This window comes from Streptomyces chengmaiensis (genome assembly GCF_029846775.1).
GTDB lineage: Bacteria > Actinomycetota > Actinomycetes > Streptomycetales > Streptomycetaceae > Streptomyces > Streptomyces chengmaiensis.
The window spans coordinates 1-16,937 of record NZ_JARWBG010000003.1 but is presented as its reverse complement, the minus strand read 5'-3'; the positions used below and the strand labels follow the sequence as shown (position 1 = coordinate 16,937).

Sequence of the window (16,937 nt, the reverse complement as noted above, 5' to 3'; positions counted from 1 at the left end):
CCACGTCTCCAGCTTGACGGGCCGGACGGGGACCGGTCCCCTCACCCGCGTCCGTGCGAGACCCGCGACCGGCGGGCTGCCGAGTCCAGGGCCACCGCCAGGAGCAGGACCCCTCCGGTCACGGCGAAGCGGTAGGCGGAGTTGAGACTGAGCAGCGTCAGGCCGCTGGAGATGGACTGGATGACCGTGATCCCGAGCAGGGCCGAGAAAGCCGTGCCCCGGCCGCCGAACAGGCTTGCGCCGCCGATGACCGCCGCGGCGATGGCGTTGAGGTTCACATCGCCTCCACCGCTGCTCTGGTTCGCCGACGCCAGGCGGGCGGCGGCCAGCACCCCGCCGAGTGCGGCCAGGGTGGTGCAGGTGACCAGGGCGGCCGTGTAGACCCGCCGGACGTTGATGCCGGCCCGGCGCGCCGCCTCCGCGTTGCCGCCCACGGCGTACAGGGTGCGGCCCCAGCCCGTGCGGCTGAGGACGTAGTGCGCGGCGATCACCAGGGCGACGAAGGCCACGTACATCCAGCCGACGCCCCGGGCCCGGTTGAGGTACCAGACTGCGAACTCCAGCAGCGCCAGCAGGGCGACCGACTGCAGGGCGATCAGCCGCAGCGGGCGGGCGGACAGCCCTGCCAGGGCGCGTTCCCGGGAGCGCGCCCAGCCGCTGAGGAAATGCCCGGCCGCCGCGCCCAGGGCGAGGAGGTAGGAGAGCCACGCGGGAACATAGGCCGTCTGGGCGAAGTGGACCAGGGCCGAGTCGAAGGGGATGTTGATCGAACCGCGCTCGCCCAGAACGCCGAGCTGGATGCCGAGGAAACCGAGCAACCCCGCCAGGGTGATCACGAAGGTGGGCACCCCGAGCCGGTTGAAGACCTGGCCGTAGAACCAGCCGATGAGCGCTCCCGCGGTGAGGGCCGCGAGCACGGCCGCGGGCCAGGGCCAGCCCTGGTTGACGAACATGACGGCCATGCCGGCCGCGGCCAGTCCGCTCACGGAGCCGACCGAGAGGTCGATCTGGCCCACGAGCAGCACGCAGACCACCCCGAGGGCCATGACGCCGACGGGCACGCTCTCCATGGCGAGGTTGCCCAGGTTGGCGCTGGACAGGAAGGTCGGGTTGGCCGCCTGGAGCACCGTCCAGATGACGATCAGCCCGGCGACCACCGGGAAGACGCCCAGGTCCCCGGAGCGGAAGCGGTCGAGCGCGCCGCGGGCCGTCCCCCGTATCCCGGTGCGGACGCGCAGGCGCTCGTCGCGCAGGTCCACGGCGACCGGCCGGATGTCGGCAGTGGTGTCGTTCATGGGTTCACCTCTCCGGTGTGGGCGGAGGCCAGGGCGGCGGAGCGGTTCGCGGCCCGGCGGGACACGACGTTGTCGGTCGCTCCGGTGATCGCCGCGACGACCTCCTCGGCGGTCACGGAGTCCACGTCGAAGACGCCGTTGTTGCGGCCGAGCCGGAGCACGGCCACGCGGTCGGCGACCGCCTTCACATCGGCCATGTTGTGGCTGATCATGATCACGCCGAGACCGCGCTCACGCAGCCGCTCGATCAGGTTGAGGACTTCCGCGGTCTGTGCGACGCCGAGGGCCGCTGTGGGCTCGTCGAGAATGACGATCTTGGGATCGCCGAGCAGCGACCGGGCGATGGCGATGGTCTGGCGCTGGCCTCCCGACAGGGACGCGACCGGGGTGTGCAGGCTGGGGATCTTCGCGGAGAGCTGTCCCAGGAGCTCCCAGGACCGGGTCTCCATCGCGACCTCGGCGAGCCGGTGGGGGCGCAGCTCTCGGCCGAGGAACAGGTTCTGGATGACGTTGAGGTTCTCGCACAGTGCGAGGTCCTGGTAGACGGTGGCGATGCCCAGTCTCTGAGCGGCACTCGGGTTGGGAAGGACGACCGGGCGCCCCTGGAAGGAGATGGTGCCGCCCGCGTCCGGGGCGTGGACGCCCGCGAGCACCTTGACCAGGGTGGACTTGCCGGCGCCGTTGTCGCCGACCAGCGCCACGATCTCGCCGGCGCGGACGTCGAGGTCGATGTCGGTGAGGGCGGCGACCGCGCCGAAGGTCTTGCTGATCCCGCGCAGGGACAGTACGGGGGCCGGGGCTCCGCGGCTCCCGGCGGCTGCGGTTGTGGGCATGTGCCTGCCTCGCATGGGTCTGGGGCTGCCGGTCCGCCCGCGCGGGCGGACCGGCCGAACCGTGGGCTGGATGACTAGTTGACGCCGGCCTTGCGGCAGGCCTCGGCGTATGCGGGGGTGCAGATCTCGGAGGCCTTGAAGGGCCCGTCCTCGATCAGGGTCTCGGCCAGGTTGTCCACCGTGACCACCGTCGGCTCGTACAGCCGGGCAGGGGTGCCGAAGATCAGGGTTTCCGCGGAGGGGGTCTTGCCCCGGGCGAACTGGTGGGCGATCTCGGCCGCCGCCTCCGCCACGGTCCTGATGGGCTTGGAGATGGTGTTGTACTGCTCTCCCGCGACGATGCGCTGCGCGGCGGCGAGTTCGGCGTCGTTGCCGGTGACGGGGGGCACCGTGTCGACTCCCGAGGCCTTGAAGGCGGCGATCGTTCCGCCTGCCGTGCCGTCGTTGGCCGCGACCACTCCCGCGATCTTGCCCTTGTGCTGGGTGATCTTGGAGCTGACCCAGTTCTGCGCCTTGGTGGGGTCCCAGCCGGGGGTGTCGTACTCGTCGAGCAGCTTGATTCCGCTCGGGTCGACGGCTTTGTGGATGCCCTTCTTGATCAGGCCCGCCGCGGCGTCGGTGGGGGACCCGTTCACCTGGAGCAGCCCGCCCTCGGCACCCTGCTTCTTCAGGTGGTCCACAAGGGACTGGGCGATCATCTGGCCGATCTTCTCGTTGTCGAACGAGACGTAGTAGTCGGCCTTGGCGTCCGGGATGGGGCGGTCGTAGGCGATGACGGGCACGCCCTGCGCCTGGGCGTTGCCGACGATGGTCGCCGCCGCCGCCGAGTCGACAGGGTCGATCACCAGCGCCTTGACGCCCTGGGCGAGCGCGGAGTCGGCCTGTCTCTGCTGCGTCGCCGGGTCGGCCTTCGCATTGGCGTAGACCACCTCGCAGTCCGCGCAGAGCGAGGCGAGCTTCGCCTCGAACAGCGGCTTGTCGAACAGCTCGTAGCGGGTGGACGCGATGTCCGGCATCAGGAAGGCGATCTTCATCTTCTCCGAGCCGGAGCCCGACGTGCCGCCGCTGCACGCGGTGAGGGAGGCGAGGGCGGCGACCGCCGTCGCGCCGGCTGCTGCCTTCAGTGCGCGGTGCTTGAACATCGGATTCTCCTTCGCCGCCGCCGGAGCGGCTGGGGCGCGGCCGGGGCGCCGGCACAGGGTGCGCGGCTGCGGGGAGCGGTGTCTTCGGCCCCGGGCCTGGTGGATGAGGAGCCCGCGGCGCCAGCCGGTCCGGCCGCTTTCGTGGAGCGGGGGGACGGCTGGATCGGGAGGTCCGGTGTTCGGCGGCGCCACCCAGCGGGTTATGTGAAATCTAACTTCATGGATGTTAAATCTGACAAGGCTTGTGAGGATCTCTGTTATGTCTTCGCAATACGCATGGGAACCACCGGTGCCCGTCGAGCTCCGCGACAGGTACCTTGAGGTGCATGGATGACAAGAGATCCGTCGCGGCGGAGGACACCGAACGGTCCGGTCTCGGCCTCAACGAGCGGCGTGATGTGATACGTCGTGAGGTGCTCCGTCAGGGCTTCACACGCATCGACGACCTCGCCCGGGTACTCCAGGTGAGCGTCATGACGGTGCACCGGGACCTGGACGCCCTGGCCGAGGAGGGATGGCTCACCAAGGTCCGGGGCGGCGCGACGGCCAACCCCTCCGCACTGCTGGAGGCGGGGGTGCGCGAGCGGACGGCGGCGCTCAACGCCGAGAAGGAGGCCGTCGCCGCCGTCGCCGCCGAATCACTCCACCGCGGGCAGACCGTCTTCGTCGACGAGAGCACCACGGCCCTCGCCCTCCACCCCCACCTGGCCGCGGCCGCCCCGCTCACGGTGGCGACCAACTTCTTCCCGCTCGTCCGGGCCCTCGCCGCCGTCAAGGGCATCGAGGTGATCACCCTCGGCGGACGGTACTTCCCCCTCCAGGAGGCGTGCCTCGGGTACCAGACCGCCCAGGCCATCCGGAACCTGAGGGCCGATCTGCTGTTCATGTCCACCACGGCGGTCAGCGCCGGCGGCTGCTACCACAGGTCGGAGTCGACCATCGAGGTCAAGCGCGCGTTCATGGAATGTGCCGATCGCTCGGTCCTGCTGGTGGACCACGCCAAGTTCGGCCGCCGCGCCCCCTACCTGCTCGCCCCTCTCCACGCGTTCGACCAGATCGTCACCGACTCCGGCGTGGACGAGGAGGAGGTCGCGGCGCTGCGGGAAGGCGGCGCCCGCGTGCGCATCGCCCCGGCGCCCCGCTCCTAGGCGTACATCCTGCGCCCTCCCCGCCGTGCGCGAGGGAGGCCGCGGCGGCGGGGAGGTCCGGTGCGCAGCGGGGAGGCCCGGTTCGCCGGGCGGTCGCCCCCGGCCTGTGGTCAGCGGGGCGGAGGGCCGGGCCAGACGGCCGAGGCGTCGTCGCGGTGCGGGTCGGGCAGGCGGACCGGACGGGTGGGGACCGCGTGGGTCCCTCCGTCCGAGACCGCGGCCCATGGGGCGGGGCGTCCCGAGTAGCACAGGGTCGTCAGGGCGAACTCGCCGTCCGCGTAGACCTCGACGTACTCGCCGATGGTGAGGATGCGCAGGGAGGCGGCCGTCCGGGACAGGACGGTCTCCCCGAGCCTGCCTCCGCCGGGGCCGGTGACCCAGAGGTTCACGCCCTCGCAGCCGACGGCGAGGGCGGGGCCGTCGTCATCGGTGCGCAGGGCGACCTCCGTGCGGCCCAGGACGTCTATGTCGCCGACGGCGTGCAGGGCGGGCCGGTCGGCGGCCTCGCCGAGCCAGGCGTCCAGGCCGGGCCACCATTCCAGGCGAGGCGCCTTGTTCGGGGGCGCGACCAGGAGTTTCGGCTGCGCGAGCATTCCGCGGCAGTGTTCGCCCTCGCCGGTGAGGCCGACCCGGCGCGGGGTGGTGTGCAGCACGACGCGGGAGCCGTCGGGGGCGGCGATGACCCGGGGGGCGTACGAGCCGGCCGGGCCGAGCGGGCCGCGGCGGGTCCACGGGCCGCGCAGGCGGGGCGCCGTCCATGCCTCGAAGCCCCGGGTGGCGCCGATGGAGCCGAGCAGCAGCCAACTGCCGTCGTCGAGGCGTTCCAGGACGGGGCACTCCAATTCGTCGACGTCGCCAGGGGAGACGAGCGGCGGGTGCACCGTCCAGTGCTCCAGGTCGTCGGAGGTGGCCAGGGCGACGCAGCCGCTGACCTCGACGGGCAGGGAGGCGTCCTGGGCGCTGACCACCATGACCCAGCCCTCCGACTCGTCGTCGCGTACGACGAACGGGTCGCGCCAGCCCATGCGTTCACCGGTGAGGTACCACCGCGCGTCCGCTTCCACGACCGGCGCCGTGCCGTGCCGCCGCCAGCCGGTGCCGTCGGTGCGGTCGGAGTACGCCAGGCCGACCGACTGCAGCGGCCAGCCGCCCGGGGTGAGCCCAGAGACGCCGGTGTAGAACATCGCCGACCCGGCGCCGTGCCGCACGGGGTGCATGGTCCAGACGGCCTGCTGGTCGAACCTGCCGGGCAGGCCGTTGCCGAAGGCGGTGCCCTCCGGCCGCCAGTGGACCAGGTCTGCTGAGGTGGCCCGGCCGTAGGAGGTCTCCATCCGCAGATGGTCGAACTCACTCGTCCACGGGCCCTGCAGATGAAGCACGGCATAGGTGCCGTCGTCGTCGCGCAGCAGGGCGAAGTCGTTCACGCAGAGGCCGGGCGGGGCGTATCGCATGCGCACTTCCTGATCGGCTGGGCAGCGCTCAAACGTGTGCGCTGATCAAGGGTCTCGTAGTTCTCGATTGAGAATCGGCCCAAGTAAATATGAACGCAAACGCTTGCGCAACGAACGAGGCGGGTTTACGGTCTCGTCACCCACAGATCACACCGACGTGAAACCGACAGGAGGACCGCCCCGTGACGGCCAGCATCACCGACGTCGCCCGCGCCGCCGGCGTCTCCGCATCCACCGTGTCCCGCGCGCTGCGCGGCCGACCGGGCGTCTCGGACGAGGTGCGAGCGCAGATCACGGCCGTCGCGGCCGAACTCGGCTACACCGCCTCGCGGTCGGCCTCCAGCCTGGCCAGCGGGCGAACCTTCACCGTCGGGGTCATCGCCCCGTACGTCGGCCGCTGGTTCTTCGGCACCGTGCTCGACGCCGCCGAGAAGGTGTTCAGCGCCGCCGGCTACGACCTCCTGCTGTACAACCTGGGCACGCCGGAGGCGCGCAAGCGCTTCTTCGCCAAACTGCCGCTGCGCAAACGGGTGGACGCGGTGCTGTCGCTGCTGATCCCCGACGAGCAGGAGGCCGCCGCGCTGCGCTCTCTCGGTGTGCCGCTGGCCACGACCGTCGGAGGAGCCAGGGAGGGCTTCACCGCGGTCGGCATCGACGACCACGCCGGCGCCACCGGCGCCGTGCGGCATCTGGTGAACCTGGGGCACCGCCGGATCGGCATGATCTCCGGCGCGAGCGAACCGCTCCACTGGACCACTCCCGTCCAGCGCCGCCAGGCGTATCTGGACGTGCTGGCCGACGCGGGCATCGCGCACGACCCGGCACTGGAGGTGGACGGCGGCTACACCGTCGAGGGCGGCGAGCGCGCGATGACCGAGCTGCTGGCCGCGTCCCGGCCGCCGACCGCCGTGTTCGCGCAGTCCGACGAGATGGCGATGGGCGCGCTGCGGGTGCTTCGCCGTCACCGGCTCGCCGTGCCCGACGACGTGTCCGTGGTCGGCTTCGACGACCACGAACTCGCCGAGGTGATAGGGCTGACCACCGTCGCGCAACCCGTAGCGGGCCAGGGCGCGGAAGCCGCCCGGCTGCTGCTGGACCGGCTCGACCGGCCGGACGCCGAGCCGCCCCGCCGGGTGCAGATGCCCATCCGCCTGGTGCTGCGCGAGACCACCGCCCCGCCCAACCCCCGCGGGCCCCAGTAACCAAGCCCCCAAGGCCGCCCGCACCGCCAAGGCCCACGCACCCCCGCACCCGCGCACCCGCGCACCCGCGCACCCCCGCACCCTGAAATATCGCGAATTACCCGGAAACACCCCCGAACCCACCCCGGCACGGAGGCACCACCCATGAACACCCGAAGCAGAGAGCTGCGCCGCACGGCCCGTACGGGGCTGACAGCCCTCGCCCTGCTGCCGCTGGCCGCACTGGCCGCGTGCGGCGGCGGCAGCGTTGACGCATCCGCCGAGGAGGGCAGCGGCAAGGGCGCCATCAGCGTCTGGGCCCATCAGGGTCAGGAGAGCGAGGCCGCCGCCCTGCAGGACGCGGTGAAGTCGTTCAACTCCTCGCAGAGCGACGTCAAGGCCGAGCTGAAGCTGATACCCGACCAGGACTACACCAAGACCATCACCGCCACCGACGTCTCCGAACTGCCGGACGTGCTGGAGTTCGACGGCCCGACCATGGCGAACTTCGTCTACAACAAGAAGCTCGCCCCGATCGACGACCACATCTCCGCCGAGACCCTCGACAACGCCACCGATGCGGTCAAGGCGCAGGGCGAGATCGACGGCAAGCACTACGGCCTGGGCATGTACGACTCCGGGCTCGGCATCTACGCCGACAAGAAGCTGCTGGACGCGGCCGGCGTGAAGTACCCCACGGGCCTCGACGACGGCTGGACGGCCGAGGAGTTCGACGCCGCGCTCAAGGCGCTTCAGGCAGAGGACTCCGACGGCAAGGTCCTCGACATCTCGGAGCAGTACGGTCTGGCCACCGAATGGGGCGCCTACGGCTTCGCCCCCGTCGTCTGGTCGGCCGGCGGCTCCCTGCTCAAGGACGGCAAGGCGGCGGACGCCCTCGACACCCCCGGCGTGGTGTCGGCGATGAAGACCTTCCAGTCGTGGAAGAGGTACGTCGACCCCAACACCGACGGCAACGCCTTCGCCAAGGGCCGGGTCGCCCTCAGCTGGGTCGGCCACTGGATGTACCCCGCCTACAGCGAGGCCCTGGGCGAGGACCTCGTCGTCCTGCCGCTGCCCGACTTCGGCAACGGCCCCAAGACCGGCCAGGGCTCCTGGGCCTGGGGCGTCGGCGCGAACACCAAGAACGCCAAGGCGGCCGGCGCCTTCCTGGACTACCTCCTCAACGACGCCAACGTCACCGCCATGACGACCGCCAACGGCGCGGTGCCCGCCACCAAGTCCGCGCTCGCCGCGAGTGAGCTCTACAAGGAGGGCGGCCCGCTCCAGCTCTTCGCCGACCAGCTCGCCCAGCCCTGCGGCGACAGCGACATCAACGCCTCCTGCGTCGCCGCCACCCGCCCGGTCACCGCCGGATACCCCACGATCACCGCCAAGTTCGGCGAGGCCCTCAACTCGGTCTACGGCGGCGCCGACCCCGAGGACGCCCTGTCCAAGGCCGCCCGCGCCATCGACCAGGACTTCTCCGACAACGCCGGCTACCAGATCCCGTAGGACCGATCCCGCAGGACCCGAGCGGCCGGGGCAGGCACGCGGGCGACCGCGTCGCCTGCCCCGCCAGGAACAGGACCGACCCGTGAAAACCCTGGAATCCGCGCACGCCGCGCCTTCGGGCCGGGAGAAGGCCCCGCCGGCGACCTCCGTGAAGCGCTTGAAGCCGGCGCCGCGCAAGAACCGCGACTGGGTGCACGGACTGCTGATGTCCGCCCCGGGCGTCGGCGGTCTCATCGCCTTCGTCGGCATCCCGTTCGGCTACGCGGTGGTGCTCTCCTTCTACAACGTCCGCCTCGGCTCCCCGCTGGAGCCTTCGTTCTTTGGCCTGGAGCACTACCGGCGGCTGTTCACCGACCCCGACCTGTCCGGCCCCTTCCTGCGGGCCCTGCTGAACAACCTCACCTTCGCCGCGGTCGTCGTACCGCTCCAGACCGCCCTGGCACTGGCGCTGGCGGTCCTGCTCAACCGCAAGTTGAAGGCGATCGGCGTGTTCCGGTCCTTCTTCTTCATGCCGGTCGTCTTCCCGATGGCGCTGGTCGCCGTGATCTGGCGGCTGATCCTCGCCCGCAGCGAGCAGGGCATGCTCAACTCGTTTCTGGACGCGGTGAGTTTTGGCCATTGGGGCGCCTTCGACTGGCTCGGTGACGCCGCGACCGCCATGGCCTCGATCGTCGTGCTGTCCGTCTGGCAGGGCGTCGGCTTCCAGATGGTCATCCTGCTGGCCGGCCTCCAGCAGATCCCGGGCGAGCTCTACGAGGCCGCCCGGCTCGACCGGGCCTCGCGCTGGCAGCAGTTCCGGCACGTCACCCTGCCCGGCATCCGCGGCACCCTCGTATTCGTCGCCCTGCTCACCTCGGTGCTGTCGTTCCGCGTCTTCGACCAGGTGTACATCCTCGTCCGCGGCGGCGGCCTGGACGAGGACGCCACCCGCACGGTGATGTACCAGGCCGTCACCACCGCCTTCGACCAGAACAACATCGGCCAGGCATCGGCCGTCACGGTGGTGTTCTTCCTGATCGTCGTCGCCCTGACGATCATCCAGCGCCGCGTCGTCCGGCCCGACAACGAGGACTGACCGCACCATGGCCATGACCCGCGTACCCGTACGCCGCCTCGCCGACTACGGCGTCCTGAGCATCCTGGCGTTCATTTTCGCCCTCCCCGCCCTCTACCTCTTCCTCGGCAGCCTCAAGCCGTCCGACGAGGTCCTCAGCGGCCTGTCCGGCTTCCTGCCCACCCACCTGACCTTCGACAACTACAGCGCGGTCTTCGACAGCCTGAGCTCTGACAGCACCGGCCACTTGTGGCAGTTCATGGGGGTGTCGGTGCTGCTGGCGTTTGTGGTGGTGACGGGCGGGCTGATCGTCAACTCGATGGCCGCCTACGGCCTGTCACGGCTGAAGTGGCGGGGGCAGGGGGCGGTGTTCACCCTCGTCCTGCTGCTGATGCTGATCCCCTTCGAGTCGGTGGCGGTGCCGTTGTTCTACATGTTCAACGGCCAGCGCAACACGATCTACGTTCAGGCGCTGCCGTTCATCGCCAACGCCTTCGCCATCTACCAGTTCCACACGTTCTTCCGGAAGATCCCGCCGAGCATCGAGGAGGCGGCGCGGCTGGACGGCGCGGGTCCCTGGCGCACCTTCTTCGCGATCATCGTGCCGATGTCCAAGCCGGTGTTCGCCTCGGTCGCGATCCTCACCTTCCTCATCCAGTGGGGCTCGTTCCTGTGGCCCGTGCTGATGGTCTCCGATCCGTCGGTGCGGCCCCTGCCCCTGGAGATGAGCGTCTTCCAGGGCCAGCAGCCCCCGGACTGGGGGCAGATCCTCGCCTTCGGCGTTCTCCTGGTCCTCCCCGTCCTGATCGTCTTCGCGCTGTTCCAGCGTTGGTTCGTCCAGGGCGTCGCCAGCTCCGCGGTCAAGGGCTGAGCACACCGCACCACAGAAAGGCAGCCACCCGATGAGCCCTCAACCGGCCGGCCAGACGGTCACCGTCCTCGGCGAGTGCGTCGCCGACGTCTTCACCGGTCCCGCCCCCCGCCCGGACCCGGTCGCCGGACCGCACGACCTCACCCTGCGGGTGCTGCCCGGCGGCGGACCGGCCAACACCGCGGTCGCGCTCGCCCGGCTGGGCACCCCCACCCGATTCCTCGGCCGGATCTCCCATGACGTCTTCGGCGAGCTCTTCCACGCCCGCCTCACCCGCTCCGGCGTCGATCTGACCGCCTGCATCACCGCACCCGAGCCCAGCACGCTCGCCATCGCCGACCTGCGTCCCGACGGGCAGGCCGCCTACTCCTTCCACGCCGAGGGCGCCGCCGACTGGCAGTGGTCCGACGCCGAACTGGCCGCCGCACCCCTGGACGGCGGCAGCTGCCTGCACACCGGCTCACTGGCACTCGTACGAGATCCATGCGGCTCCCGCATCGAAGAGCACCTCACATCGGCCCGCCGCCACACGACCGTCTCCCTCGACCCAAACGTCCGCCCGGCGCTGGTGGAGCCCGCCGTCTACCGGGAGCGCCTCAACCGCTGGTGCGAACTCGCCGACATCCTCCGCCTCAGCGAGGACGACCTGGCCCATCTGCTCCCCGGCGCGGGGCCGGAAGAGGCCTGCGACACCCTCCACGCCGCCGGCGCACACCTCGTCGTGATCACCCTTGGCGGGCGCGGCGCCCTTGCCTCCCTCAAGGGCGCCCGCATCACCGTCCCGCCACGGCCCACCCGCGTCGCCGACACCGTCGGCGCCGGGGACTCCTTCACCGCCGGCCTCCTGCACCGCCTGGCCGCAATCGGCCGACTCGGCGGCCGCCTGGACGACCTGACCCCCGACGAAGCCGCCGACGCCTGCGCCTGCGCGGCCAGGGTCGCCGCCCTCACCTGCGAGGTCCCCGGCGCGGATCCGCCATGGGCAGACCAGCTGCTGTCGGGCGCCGGCCCCTGAACAGGAGTGGATTCCGCACCCCTCTGGAGGAACCCGAGCGAGAAGAACCCGAGCTAGAAGAACCCGAGCTAGAAGAACCCGAGTTTCTTGGGGGAGTAGCTGCAGAGGATGTTCTTCGTCTGCTGGTAGTGGTCCAGCATCATCTTGTGCCCCTCGCGGCCGATGCCGGACTGCTTGTAGCCGCCGAACGCCGCATGCGCCGGATAGGCGTGGTAGCAGTTGGTCCAGACGCGGCCCGCCTGGATCGCACGGCCCGTGCGGTAGGCGGTGTTGGCGTCGCGGGTCCACACGCCGGCCCCCAGACCGTACAGCGTGTCGTTCGCCGTCCGGATCGCGTCGTCGGCGTCGGTGAAGGAGGTGACGGCCACCACCGGGCCGAAGATCTCCTCCTGGAACACCCGCATCCGGTTGTCGCCCTCGAAGATGGTGGGCTGGACGTAGAAGCCGCCCGCCAGTTCTCCGTCGTACTCGATCCGCTGACCGCCCGTCAGGATCTTCGCGCCCTCCTGCTGGCCGATGTCCAGATAGGACAGGATCTTCTGGAGCTGGTCGTTGGAGGCCTGTGCGCCGATCATCGTGTCGGTGTCCAGGGGGTGGCCCGGGACGATCCGCTCGGTGCGGGCGATCGCAGCCTCCAGGAAGTCGCCGTAGCAGCCGCGCTGGATCAGCGCCCGCGAGGGGCATGTGCACACCTCACCCTGGTTCAGCGCGAACATCGTGAAGCCCTCGAGCGCCTTGTCGCGCAGTTCGTCGTCGGCGGCCCAGATGTCGTCGAAGAAGATGTTGGGGGACTTGCCGCCCAGTTCCAGGGTCACCGGCTTGATGTTCTCCGAGGCGTACTGCATGATCAGCCGCCCCGTCGTGGTCTCCCCGGTGAACGCGATCTTCGCGACGCGCGGGCTGGATGCGAGCGGTTTGCCCGCCTCGACGCCGAAGCCGTTGACGATGTTGACCACGCCCGGCGGCAGCAGATCGCAGACCAGGTCCAGCCAGACGTGCACGGACGCGGGCGTCTGCTCGGCAGGTTTGAGCACCACGGCGTTGCCCGCGGCCAGCGCGGGGGCGAGCTTCCAGGCGGCCATCAGGATCGGGAAGTTCCAGGGGATGATCTGGCCGACGACGCCCAGCGGCTCATGGAAGTGGTATGCGACCGTGTCCTCGTCCAGCTGGCTCAGCGAACCCTCCTGTGCGCGCAGCACCCCCGCGAAGTAGCGGAAGTGGTCGATCGCGAGCGGGATGTCCGCGGCCAGCGTCTCGCGCACCGGCTTGCCGTTCTCCCAGCTCTCGGCGACGGCGAGCTGCTCCAGCGACGCCTCCATCCGGTCCGCGATCCTGTTCAGCACCTGGGCGCGCAGTTCGGGGCTCGTCCGGCCCCAGCCGGGGGCGGCGGCGTGCGCGGCGTCCAGGGCGCGCTCGACGTCCTCGGCGGTGCCGCGGGCCACCTCGGTGAAGGCACGCCCGTCCACCGGGCTGGGGTTCTCGAAGTACCGGCCCCCGGCGGGCGGGACGTACTCGCCGCCGATCCAGTGGTCGTAGCGCGACTCGTACGAGACGATCGCGCCCTCGCCGCCCGGCGCTGCGTATCGGGTCATCTGCGGGACCTCCCGGTGGATGCGCACACCGCCCGCCGTCGGACGGCGCTCGCGCAGAACGTAGGGAGCCGGACGTTGCAACGCCGTTGCGGAGGCGGAGGAGGAGCGGAGGCGGAGGCCGTCGAGCCGTCGGGGCCGCCCCCGCCGGCCGCGGAGCGGGGCGGGCCGCCCCGCTCCGCCCGGGTCGTCTGGTTGCCGCAGGGGCGCACGTATCCGGGACGTGCCGCCCCAGGACATTCCGGGACACGCCCGGCTCGGCCGGTGTGCCCGGACGTGCCCGGAGGCGCGCCGGAGCCGTTCAGGCCCGTGCGCCCGGGGACGCGCCCCGCACACGGGCCGCAGCCCCGTACGACGGCCCGCGGTCCTGGAGCCGTGTGCCCGGCCCCGCGGGCACGCCCCGTGCCCCCGCCCCCAGCCAGGAGTCGAGTTCCGCCACACGCGCCAGCGCGGACGGCCGCTGCTCCGCCGGGAGGGCCAAGGCCAGCGCCCGCCACACCGGGAGGTCGTCCTCGCCCCACGGGCTGTACGCCCAGTCGGCCAGCAGCCCCGCGTCCGCGCGCGCGATCAGCGCGGAGCGCAGCTGGTCGGCCAGCCGACGGCGCAGCCGCACCACGGCCGGGGCCTGCGAGGCGGGCAGCAGCGGCCCCGCGTACGCGTTGAGCGCACCGGTCACCGCTCCGGCCGCGAGCCGCCGGCCGGCCACGGCGAAGTCCGCGTCCACGGGCAGCGCCAGCCGGTACGGGCGGGAGCACAGCAACTCCGCACCCGGCGCGCCGCCCAGCTCACCCGCCAGCACACCGCGCAGCCGGGAGAGTTCCGCGCGCAGCGTGACAGGGGTGACCGACTCGTCCTCGTAGAGTTCGAGCAGCAGCTCCTCGCCGCCGACGCCCTCCGGGCGGTGCGCAAGCACCACCAGGATCTCGCTGTGCCGGCGGCTCAGCCGCACGGTCCGGCCGCCGGCGGTCAGCAGCGCCTCGTCCCGGCCGAGCGCCGTCAGCCGCACCCGGTCCGCGGCCGCCGGCGGGGAGCACAGCGCGAGCTGGGACTCGGCGGCCCGGGCGACCGCGCCGACGAACGCCAGGCTGTGCGGATGCGCCAGCCCGTACCCGCCGGTGATGTCCACCGCGCCCAGCACCCGGCCGGTGGCCGGGTCGTGGACGGGCGCCGCCGCGCAGGTCCAGGACTGCACGGGCCGCCGGAAGTGCTCTGCGGCGAAAACCTGGACGGGCCGGTTCACCGTGATGGCCGTGCCGGGGGCGTTGGTGCCCGCCGAGGCCTCCGCCCAGCGGGCTCCGGGCACAAAGTTCATCCGCCCCGCCCGCCGGAGGACGGACGCATGGCCTTCGACCCACAGCAGCCGACCGGTGGCGTCGCAGACGGCGATCAGATGCCGGCCGTCCTCGGCGTACTCGCCCATCAGCTCGCGCACCAGCGGCATCACACGGGCCAGCGGATGGCTCTCGCGGTAGGCGCAGAGCGCGTCTCCGCAGAGCTCGACGCCCGCCGTGCCGTCGGGGGCGACATGAGCGCGGGCGGACCTCCTCCAGGAGGCCGCCACCACCTCCCGCACCGGCCGCTCGACACGGCCGGAGGCCAGATACGCCTCATATGCTCTGCGTAGGGTCCGCACCCGCTCCGCGGGGTCCGCTCCCCGCTCCAGGGCCACCCACGTCGCGTCCGTCACGGGCACCCTCCTTCCCGCCCGCCATGCTGCCGCCAACGCCTCCCGCGGCCAAGCGTCCCTTCCGGACTTCGCTCGGCCGATCAGCGGTCGGCTCGCAGGGCGTCCTCCGGGCCGGCCGGAGCCCGCGCCCGTGCATCAGCCTGCCGCCGGTGAGGGCGACCCGGTCACCGCGACCGACCGCGCCGCCCACTGTTGGGCGCCCGCCGCGGAGCTCTCCTTGAGTACCAGGGGCAGCGGTTCACCGGTGGAAGTGCCGACGGGGACGATGACCTGGCCGGCCCGCGGCTTGGACTGGATCGCCCCGTTCTCACCGATGGCAAAGGTCATCCGTGCTCGCTTCTCCGGGTTGTCGGACGAACAGGGGCGGATCCCGACACCTGTGGCGTCTCCGTCGACTTTCAGGCAGAAGGCGGGATCGGCCGCGTTGTGCAGGTGTCCGTCCTTGTCGAAGGTCCAGCGTTGGGTCGCCCCGGCGCCGCACGGCGCGGCGACGGCGTTGACGCGTTTCTGCACCACTTGGTTCTCGACGTCCAGACAGAGCCCGGTGGCCGTGTGGACGATCTGCGCGGCCACACCGACCCGTACCGGGGCGGGCGGCGGCGTCCCGCCCGGAGCCGGAGCCCCGTCGCCCGACGGCGTTCCGGCAGCCGGGCGGGAGGGCGCAGAGGACGGCGACGGGTCGGCCGACCGGCTTGGCTGCGGGCGCACCAGACCGCTGGCGTTCCAGCCCTCGGGCAGGGCGTCGTAGGCGGCCACCACGGCTACCACGGCCCCCACGGCCACCGCGGCGGCGATGCCGCCGACGGCTGTGACGGCCCGGTGTCCCGGAACGAACCGGTGGGCGTGTCCGAGGCTGCCGGGACGCTTCGAGGCTTCGACCACTGCGGCAGACGTGGCGAGCTGGTTCCTCCGGTCGTCCGCGAGGCGCACGGCGCTCTGCTCGGGCGGCCCCGTCTCCTTGTGCGTCGGGACCCGCTCGGCGTAGGCGGCGCCGCCCCACATCAGCAGGCCCTCGGCCAGCGGAGTCCGTGGACTCTCCGACAGCCTGGCAAGCCCGGACAGCAGGACTCCGCAGTCGATGCAGTGCGCCAGATGTGCTGCGAGATCGGGGTGCCGGTACCCGTCACGCGCCTGCGCGGCGGCCTCGACGATGCGGTTGAACCCGCGGCACTCCGCAGTGCCGTGGCGCGACAGATGCTCCTGCATATAGGCGTCCTGCATGGCGACTTGCGCCTTGGCGGCGAGATCCGGGACGGCATCCGGGGAGATGCCCAGATTGGCGGCGACCTCGGAGTGCGGCTCGTCGTCCACGACGGCGTACCACAAGGCGGATCGCAGCCGCTCCGGCAACTGGTAGAAGGCGCCGATCATGACGTTGGGCGGCTCGGGCCCGGCGGCCGGGTCTGCCGTCCGCGCCCATGCCAGGAAGTCGGGCCGCAGACGTTCCCGTCTGCCGTCCGCGGCCCAGACACACGCTGCTTCGCGTACGTGCGTCAGCACGTGGTGACGCCAGGTGCCCGAAGGGTCGACCCCGTCGCGGACCTCTTCCACCGCATGGAAGAACGCCTCGTCGGCGAGTTGCCTGTCGGCCGGACGACCGGCGGTGTACAGCTGCGCATAGCCCACGACGGCGGGCACGTGTCTCCGCTGCAGTTCCCGGACGGCGGCCGCCCCGTCGGACGCATCGGCGGAACGCAGGCACTCGACGAGATACGTCTCAGACAGGAGTCGGCAGGTCGCCGTCGCTTCGGGAAAGTGCTCGTCTTCCATCTCTGAACGCGTCACCACAAGGACTCGCTTCCTCGCATCTCCCCGCGCCGGTCGTGCAGGGCTCACATGGCACGAGGGCGTCCTCGCACCGTTGGGCGTGCGCCCAACCGAAGGGAGGTCTCACAGACAGGACACAACCTTCATACGGAAGTGGCGTATGAGCCGTTCAGGTCCGGTCTCGTCGCGAAGCTGCGCGGCGGTCGAGCGCCGGGACGGCGTGTGCGCGGGCCTGCCGCCGGGCACACGAGACCGTCGGGCCGACGGTCGGCGAAGGCGAGTACGAGCGGACCGGCGGCGCGCGGCCCCCGCGCGGCCGACCGCGGGGGCCGCCCGCGCGCCGCCTCTACCGGCCCTCCGGCGTCGGCGGGCTCGACCGCCGCGTGCCCGGC

General features: G+C 71.7%; 14 protein-coding genes. 6 read left to right on the top strand and 8 right to left on the bottom strand.

Features of this window, described 5'->3' with window-relative positions; all coding sequences use genetic code 11:
• Positions 1 to 41: 41 nt before the first annotated feature.
• The 3 genes from QCN29_RS03465 to QCN29_RS03455 form a co-directional block, all read right to left on the bottom strand.
• On the bottom strand, positions 42 to 1,295 hold the full coding sequence (locus QCN29_RS03465; RefSeq protein ID WP_279926171.1) for a sugar ABC transporter permease: 1,254 nt from the start codon (positions 1,293 to 1,295) through the stop codon (positions 42 to 44).
• Positions 1,292 to 2,128, bottom strand: coding sequence for an ATP-binding cassette domain-containing protein (locus QCN29_RS03460; protein WP_279926170.1), 837 nt, complete (start codon positions 2,126 to 2,128; stop codon positions 1,292 to 1,294). The genes QCN29_RS03465 and QCN29_RS03460 overlap by 4 nt, the downstream gene beginning before the upstream one ends.
• Before the next feature lie 74 nt (positions 2,129 to 2,202).
• The gene (locus QCN29_RS03455) at positions 2,203 to 3,270 is read right to left on the bottom strand and encodes an ABC transporter substrate-binding protein (RefSeq protein WP_279926169.1); all 1,068 of its coding nucleotides are present in this window, start codon (positions 3,268 to 3,270) and stop codon (positions 2,203 to 2,205) included.
• A gap of 326 nt (positions 3,271 to 3,596) precedes the next feature.
• Here QCN29_RS03455 and QCN29_RS03450 point away from each other — a divergent pair, with 326 nt between their 5' ends.
• Positions 3,597 to 4,418: a DeoR/GlpR family DNA-binding transcription regulator gene (locus QCN29_RS03450; RefSeq protein WP_279926168.1), complete on the top strand. Its 822-nt coding sequence runs from the start codon at positions 3,597 to 3,599 to the stop codon at positions 4,416 to 4,418.
• A gap of 110 nt (positions 4,419 to 4,528) precedes the next feature.
• Here the strand turns inward: QCN29_RS03450 and QCN29_RS03445 are convergent, their stop codons facing one another.
• Positions 4,529 to 5,869 (bottom strand): glycoside hydrolase family protein, encoded by a 1,341-nt coding sequence (locus QCN29_RS03445; RefSeq protein ID WP_279926167.1) that lies wholly within the window; start codon positions 5,867 to 5,869, stop codon positions 4,529 to 4,531.
• 182 nt (positions 5,870 to 6,051) lie between these two features.
• Between QCN29_RS03445 and QCN29_RS03440 the strand changes: the two genes are divergently transcribed.
• From QCN29_RS03440 to QCN29_RS03420, 5 genes are all read left to right on the top strand, one after another.
• Positions 6,052 to 7,071, top strand: coding sequence for a LacI family DNA-binding transcriptional regulator (locus QCN29_RS03440; RefSeq protein WP_279926166.1), 1,020 nt, complete (start codon positions 6,052 to 6,054; stop codon positions 7,069 to 7,071).
• 144 nt (positions 7,072 to 7,215) lie between these two features.
• Positions 7,216 to 8,562, top strand: a complete 1,347-nt coding sequence (locus tag QCN29_RS03435) for an ABC transporter substrate-binding protein (protein WP_279926165.1) — start codon at positions 7,216 to 7,218, stop codon at positions 8,560 to 8,562.
• 82 nt (positions 8,563 to 8,644) lie between these two features.
• A complete protein-coding gene (locus QCN29_RS03430; RefSeq protein WP_279926164.1) occupies positions 8,645 to 9,637 on the top strand; it encodes a carbohydrate ABC transporter permease in 993 nt (330 codons plus the stop codon).
• Positions 9,638 to 9,644: 7 nt separating this feature from the next.
• On the top strand, positions 9,645 to 10,487 hold the full coding sequence (locus tag QCN29_RS03425) for a carbohydrate ABC transporter permease (RefSeq protein WP_279926163.1): 843 nt from the start codon (positions 9,645 to 9,647) through the stop codon (positions 10,485 to 10,487).
• Positions 10,488 to 10,518: 31 nt separating this feature from the next.
• On the top strand, positions 10,519 to 11,502 hold the full coding sequence (locus tag QCN29_RS03420; RefSeq protein WP_279926162.1) for a carbohydrate kinase family protein: 984 nt from the start codon (positions 10,519 to 10,521) through the stop codon (positions 11,500 to 11,502).
• A gap of 68 nt (positions 11,503 to 11,570) precedes the next feature.
• Here QCN29_RS03420 and exaC read toward each other — a convergent pair whose 3' ends face one another.
• From exaC to QCN29_RS03400, 4 genes are all read right to left on the bottom strand, one after another.
• The gene (gene exaC, locus QCN29_RS03415) at positions 11,571 to 13,094 is read right to left on the bottom strand and encodes an acetaldehyde dehydrogenase ExaC (RefSeq protein WP_279926161.1); all 1,524 of its coding nucleotides are present in this window, start codon (positions 13,092 to 13,094) and stop codon (positions 11,571 to 11,573) included.
• A gap of 298 nt (positions 13,095 to 13,392) precedes the next feature.
• On the bottom strand, positions 13,393 to 14,778 hold the full coding sequence (locus tag QCN29_RS03410) for a GAF domain-containing protein (protein ID WP_279926160.1): 1,386 nt from the start codon (positions 14,776 to 14,778) through the stop codon (positions 13,393 to 13,395).
• A gap of 135 nt (positions 14,779 to 14,913) precedes the next feature.
• A complete protein-coding gene (locus QCN29_RS03405; protein ID WP_279926159.1) occupies positions 14,914 to 16,566 on the bottom strand; it encodes a ricin-type beta-trefoil lectin domain protein in 1,653 nt (550 codons plus the stop codon).
• Positions 16,567 to 16,688: 122 nt separating this feature from the next.
• Positions 16,689 to 16,937 (bottom strand): hypothetical protein (locus QCN29_RS03400; RefSeq protein WP_279926158.1); only part of this gene is annotated, 249 nt, incomplete at its 5' end.

What these genes read in the sequence shown, in the direction of transcription:
- QCN29_RS03465 (WP_279926171.1), bottom strand. Translation starts at nt 1,295, where the DNA reads ATGAACGACACCACTGCCGACATCCGGCCGGTCGCCGTGGACCTGCGC.
- QCN29_RS03460 (WP_279926170.1), bottom strand. Translation starts at nt 2,128, where the DNA reads ATGCCCACAACCGCAGCCGCCGGGAGCCGCGGAGCCCCGGCCCCCGTA.
- QCN29_RS03455 (WP_279926169.1), bottom strand. Translation starts at nt 3,270, where the DNA reads ATGTTCAAGCACCGCGCACTGAAGGCAGCAGCCGGCGCGACGGCGGTC.
- QCN29_RS03450 (WP_279926168.1), top strand. Translation starts at nt 3,597, where the DNA reads ATGGATGACAAGAGATCCGTCGCGGCGGAGGACACCGAACGGTCCGGT.
- QCN29_RS03445 (WP_279926167.1), bottom strand. Translation starts at nt 5,869, where the DNA reads ATGCGATACGCCCCGCCCGGCCTCTGCGTGAACGACTTCGCCCTGCTG.
- QCN29_RS03435 (WP_279926165.1), top strand. Translation starts at nt 7,216, where the DNA reads ATGAACACCCGAAGCAGAGAGCTGCGCCGCACGGCCCGTACGGGGCTG.
- QCN29_RS03425 (WP_279926163.1), top strand. Translation starts at nt 9,645, where the DNA reads ATGGCCATGACCCGCGTACCCGTACGCCGCCTCGCCGACTACGGCGTC.
- QCN29_RS03420 (WP_279926162.1), top strand. Translation starts at nt 10,519, where the DNA reads ATGAGCCCTCAACCGGCCGGCCAGACGGTCACCGTCCTCGGCGAGTGC.
- exaC (WP_279926161.1), bottom strand. Translation starts at nt 13,094, where the DNA reads ATGACCCGATACGCAGCGCCGGGCGGCGAGGGCGCGATCGTCTCGTAC.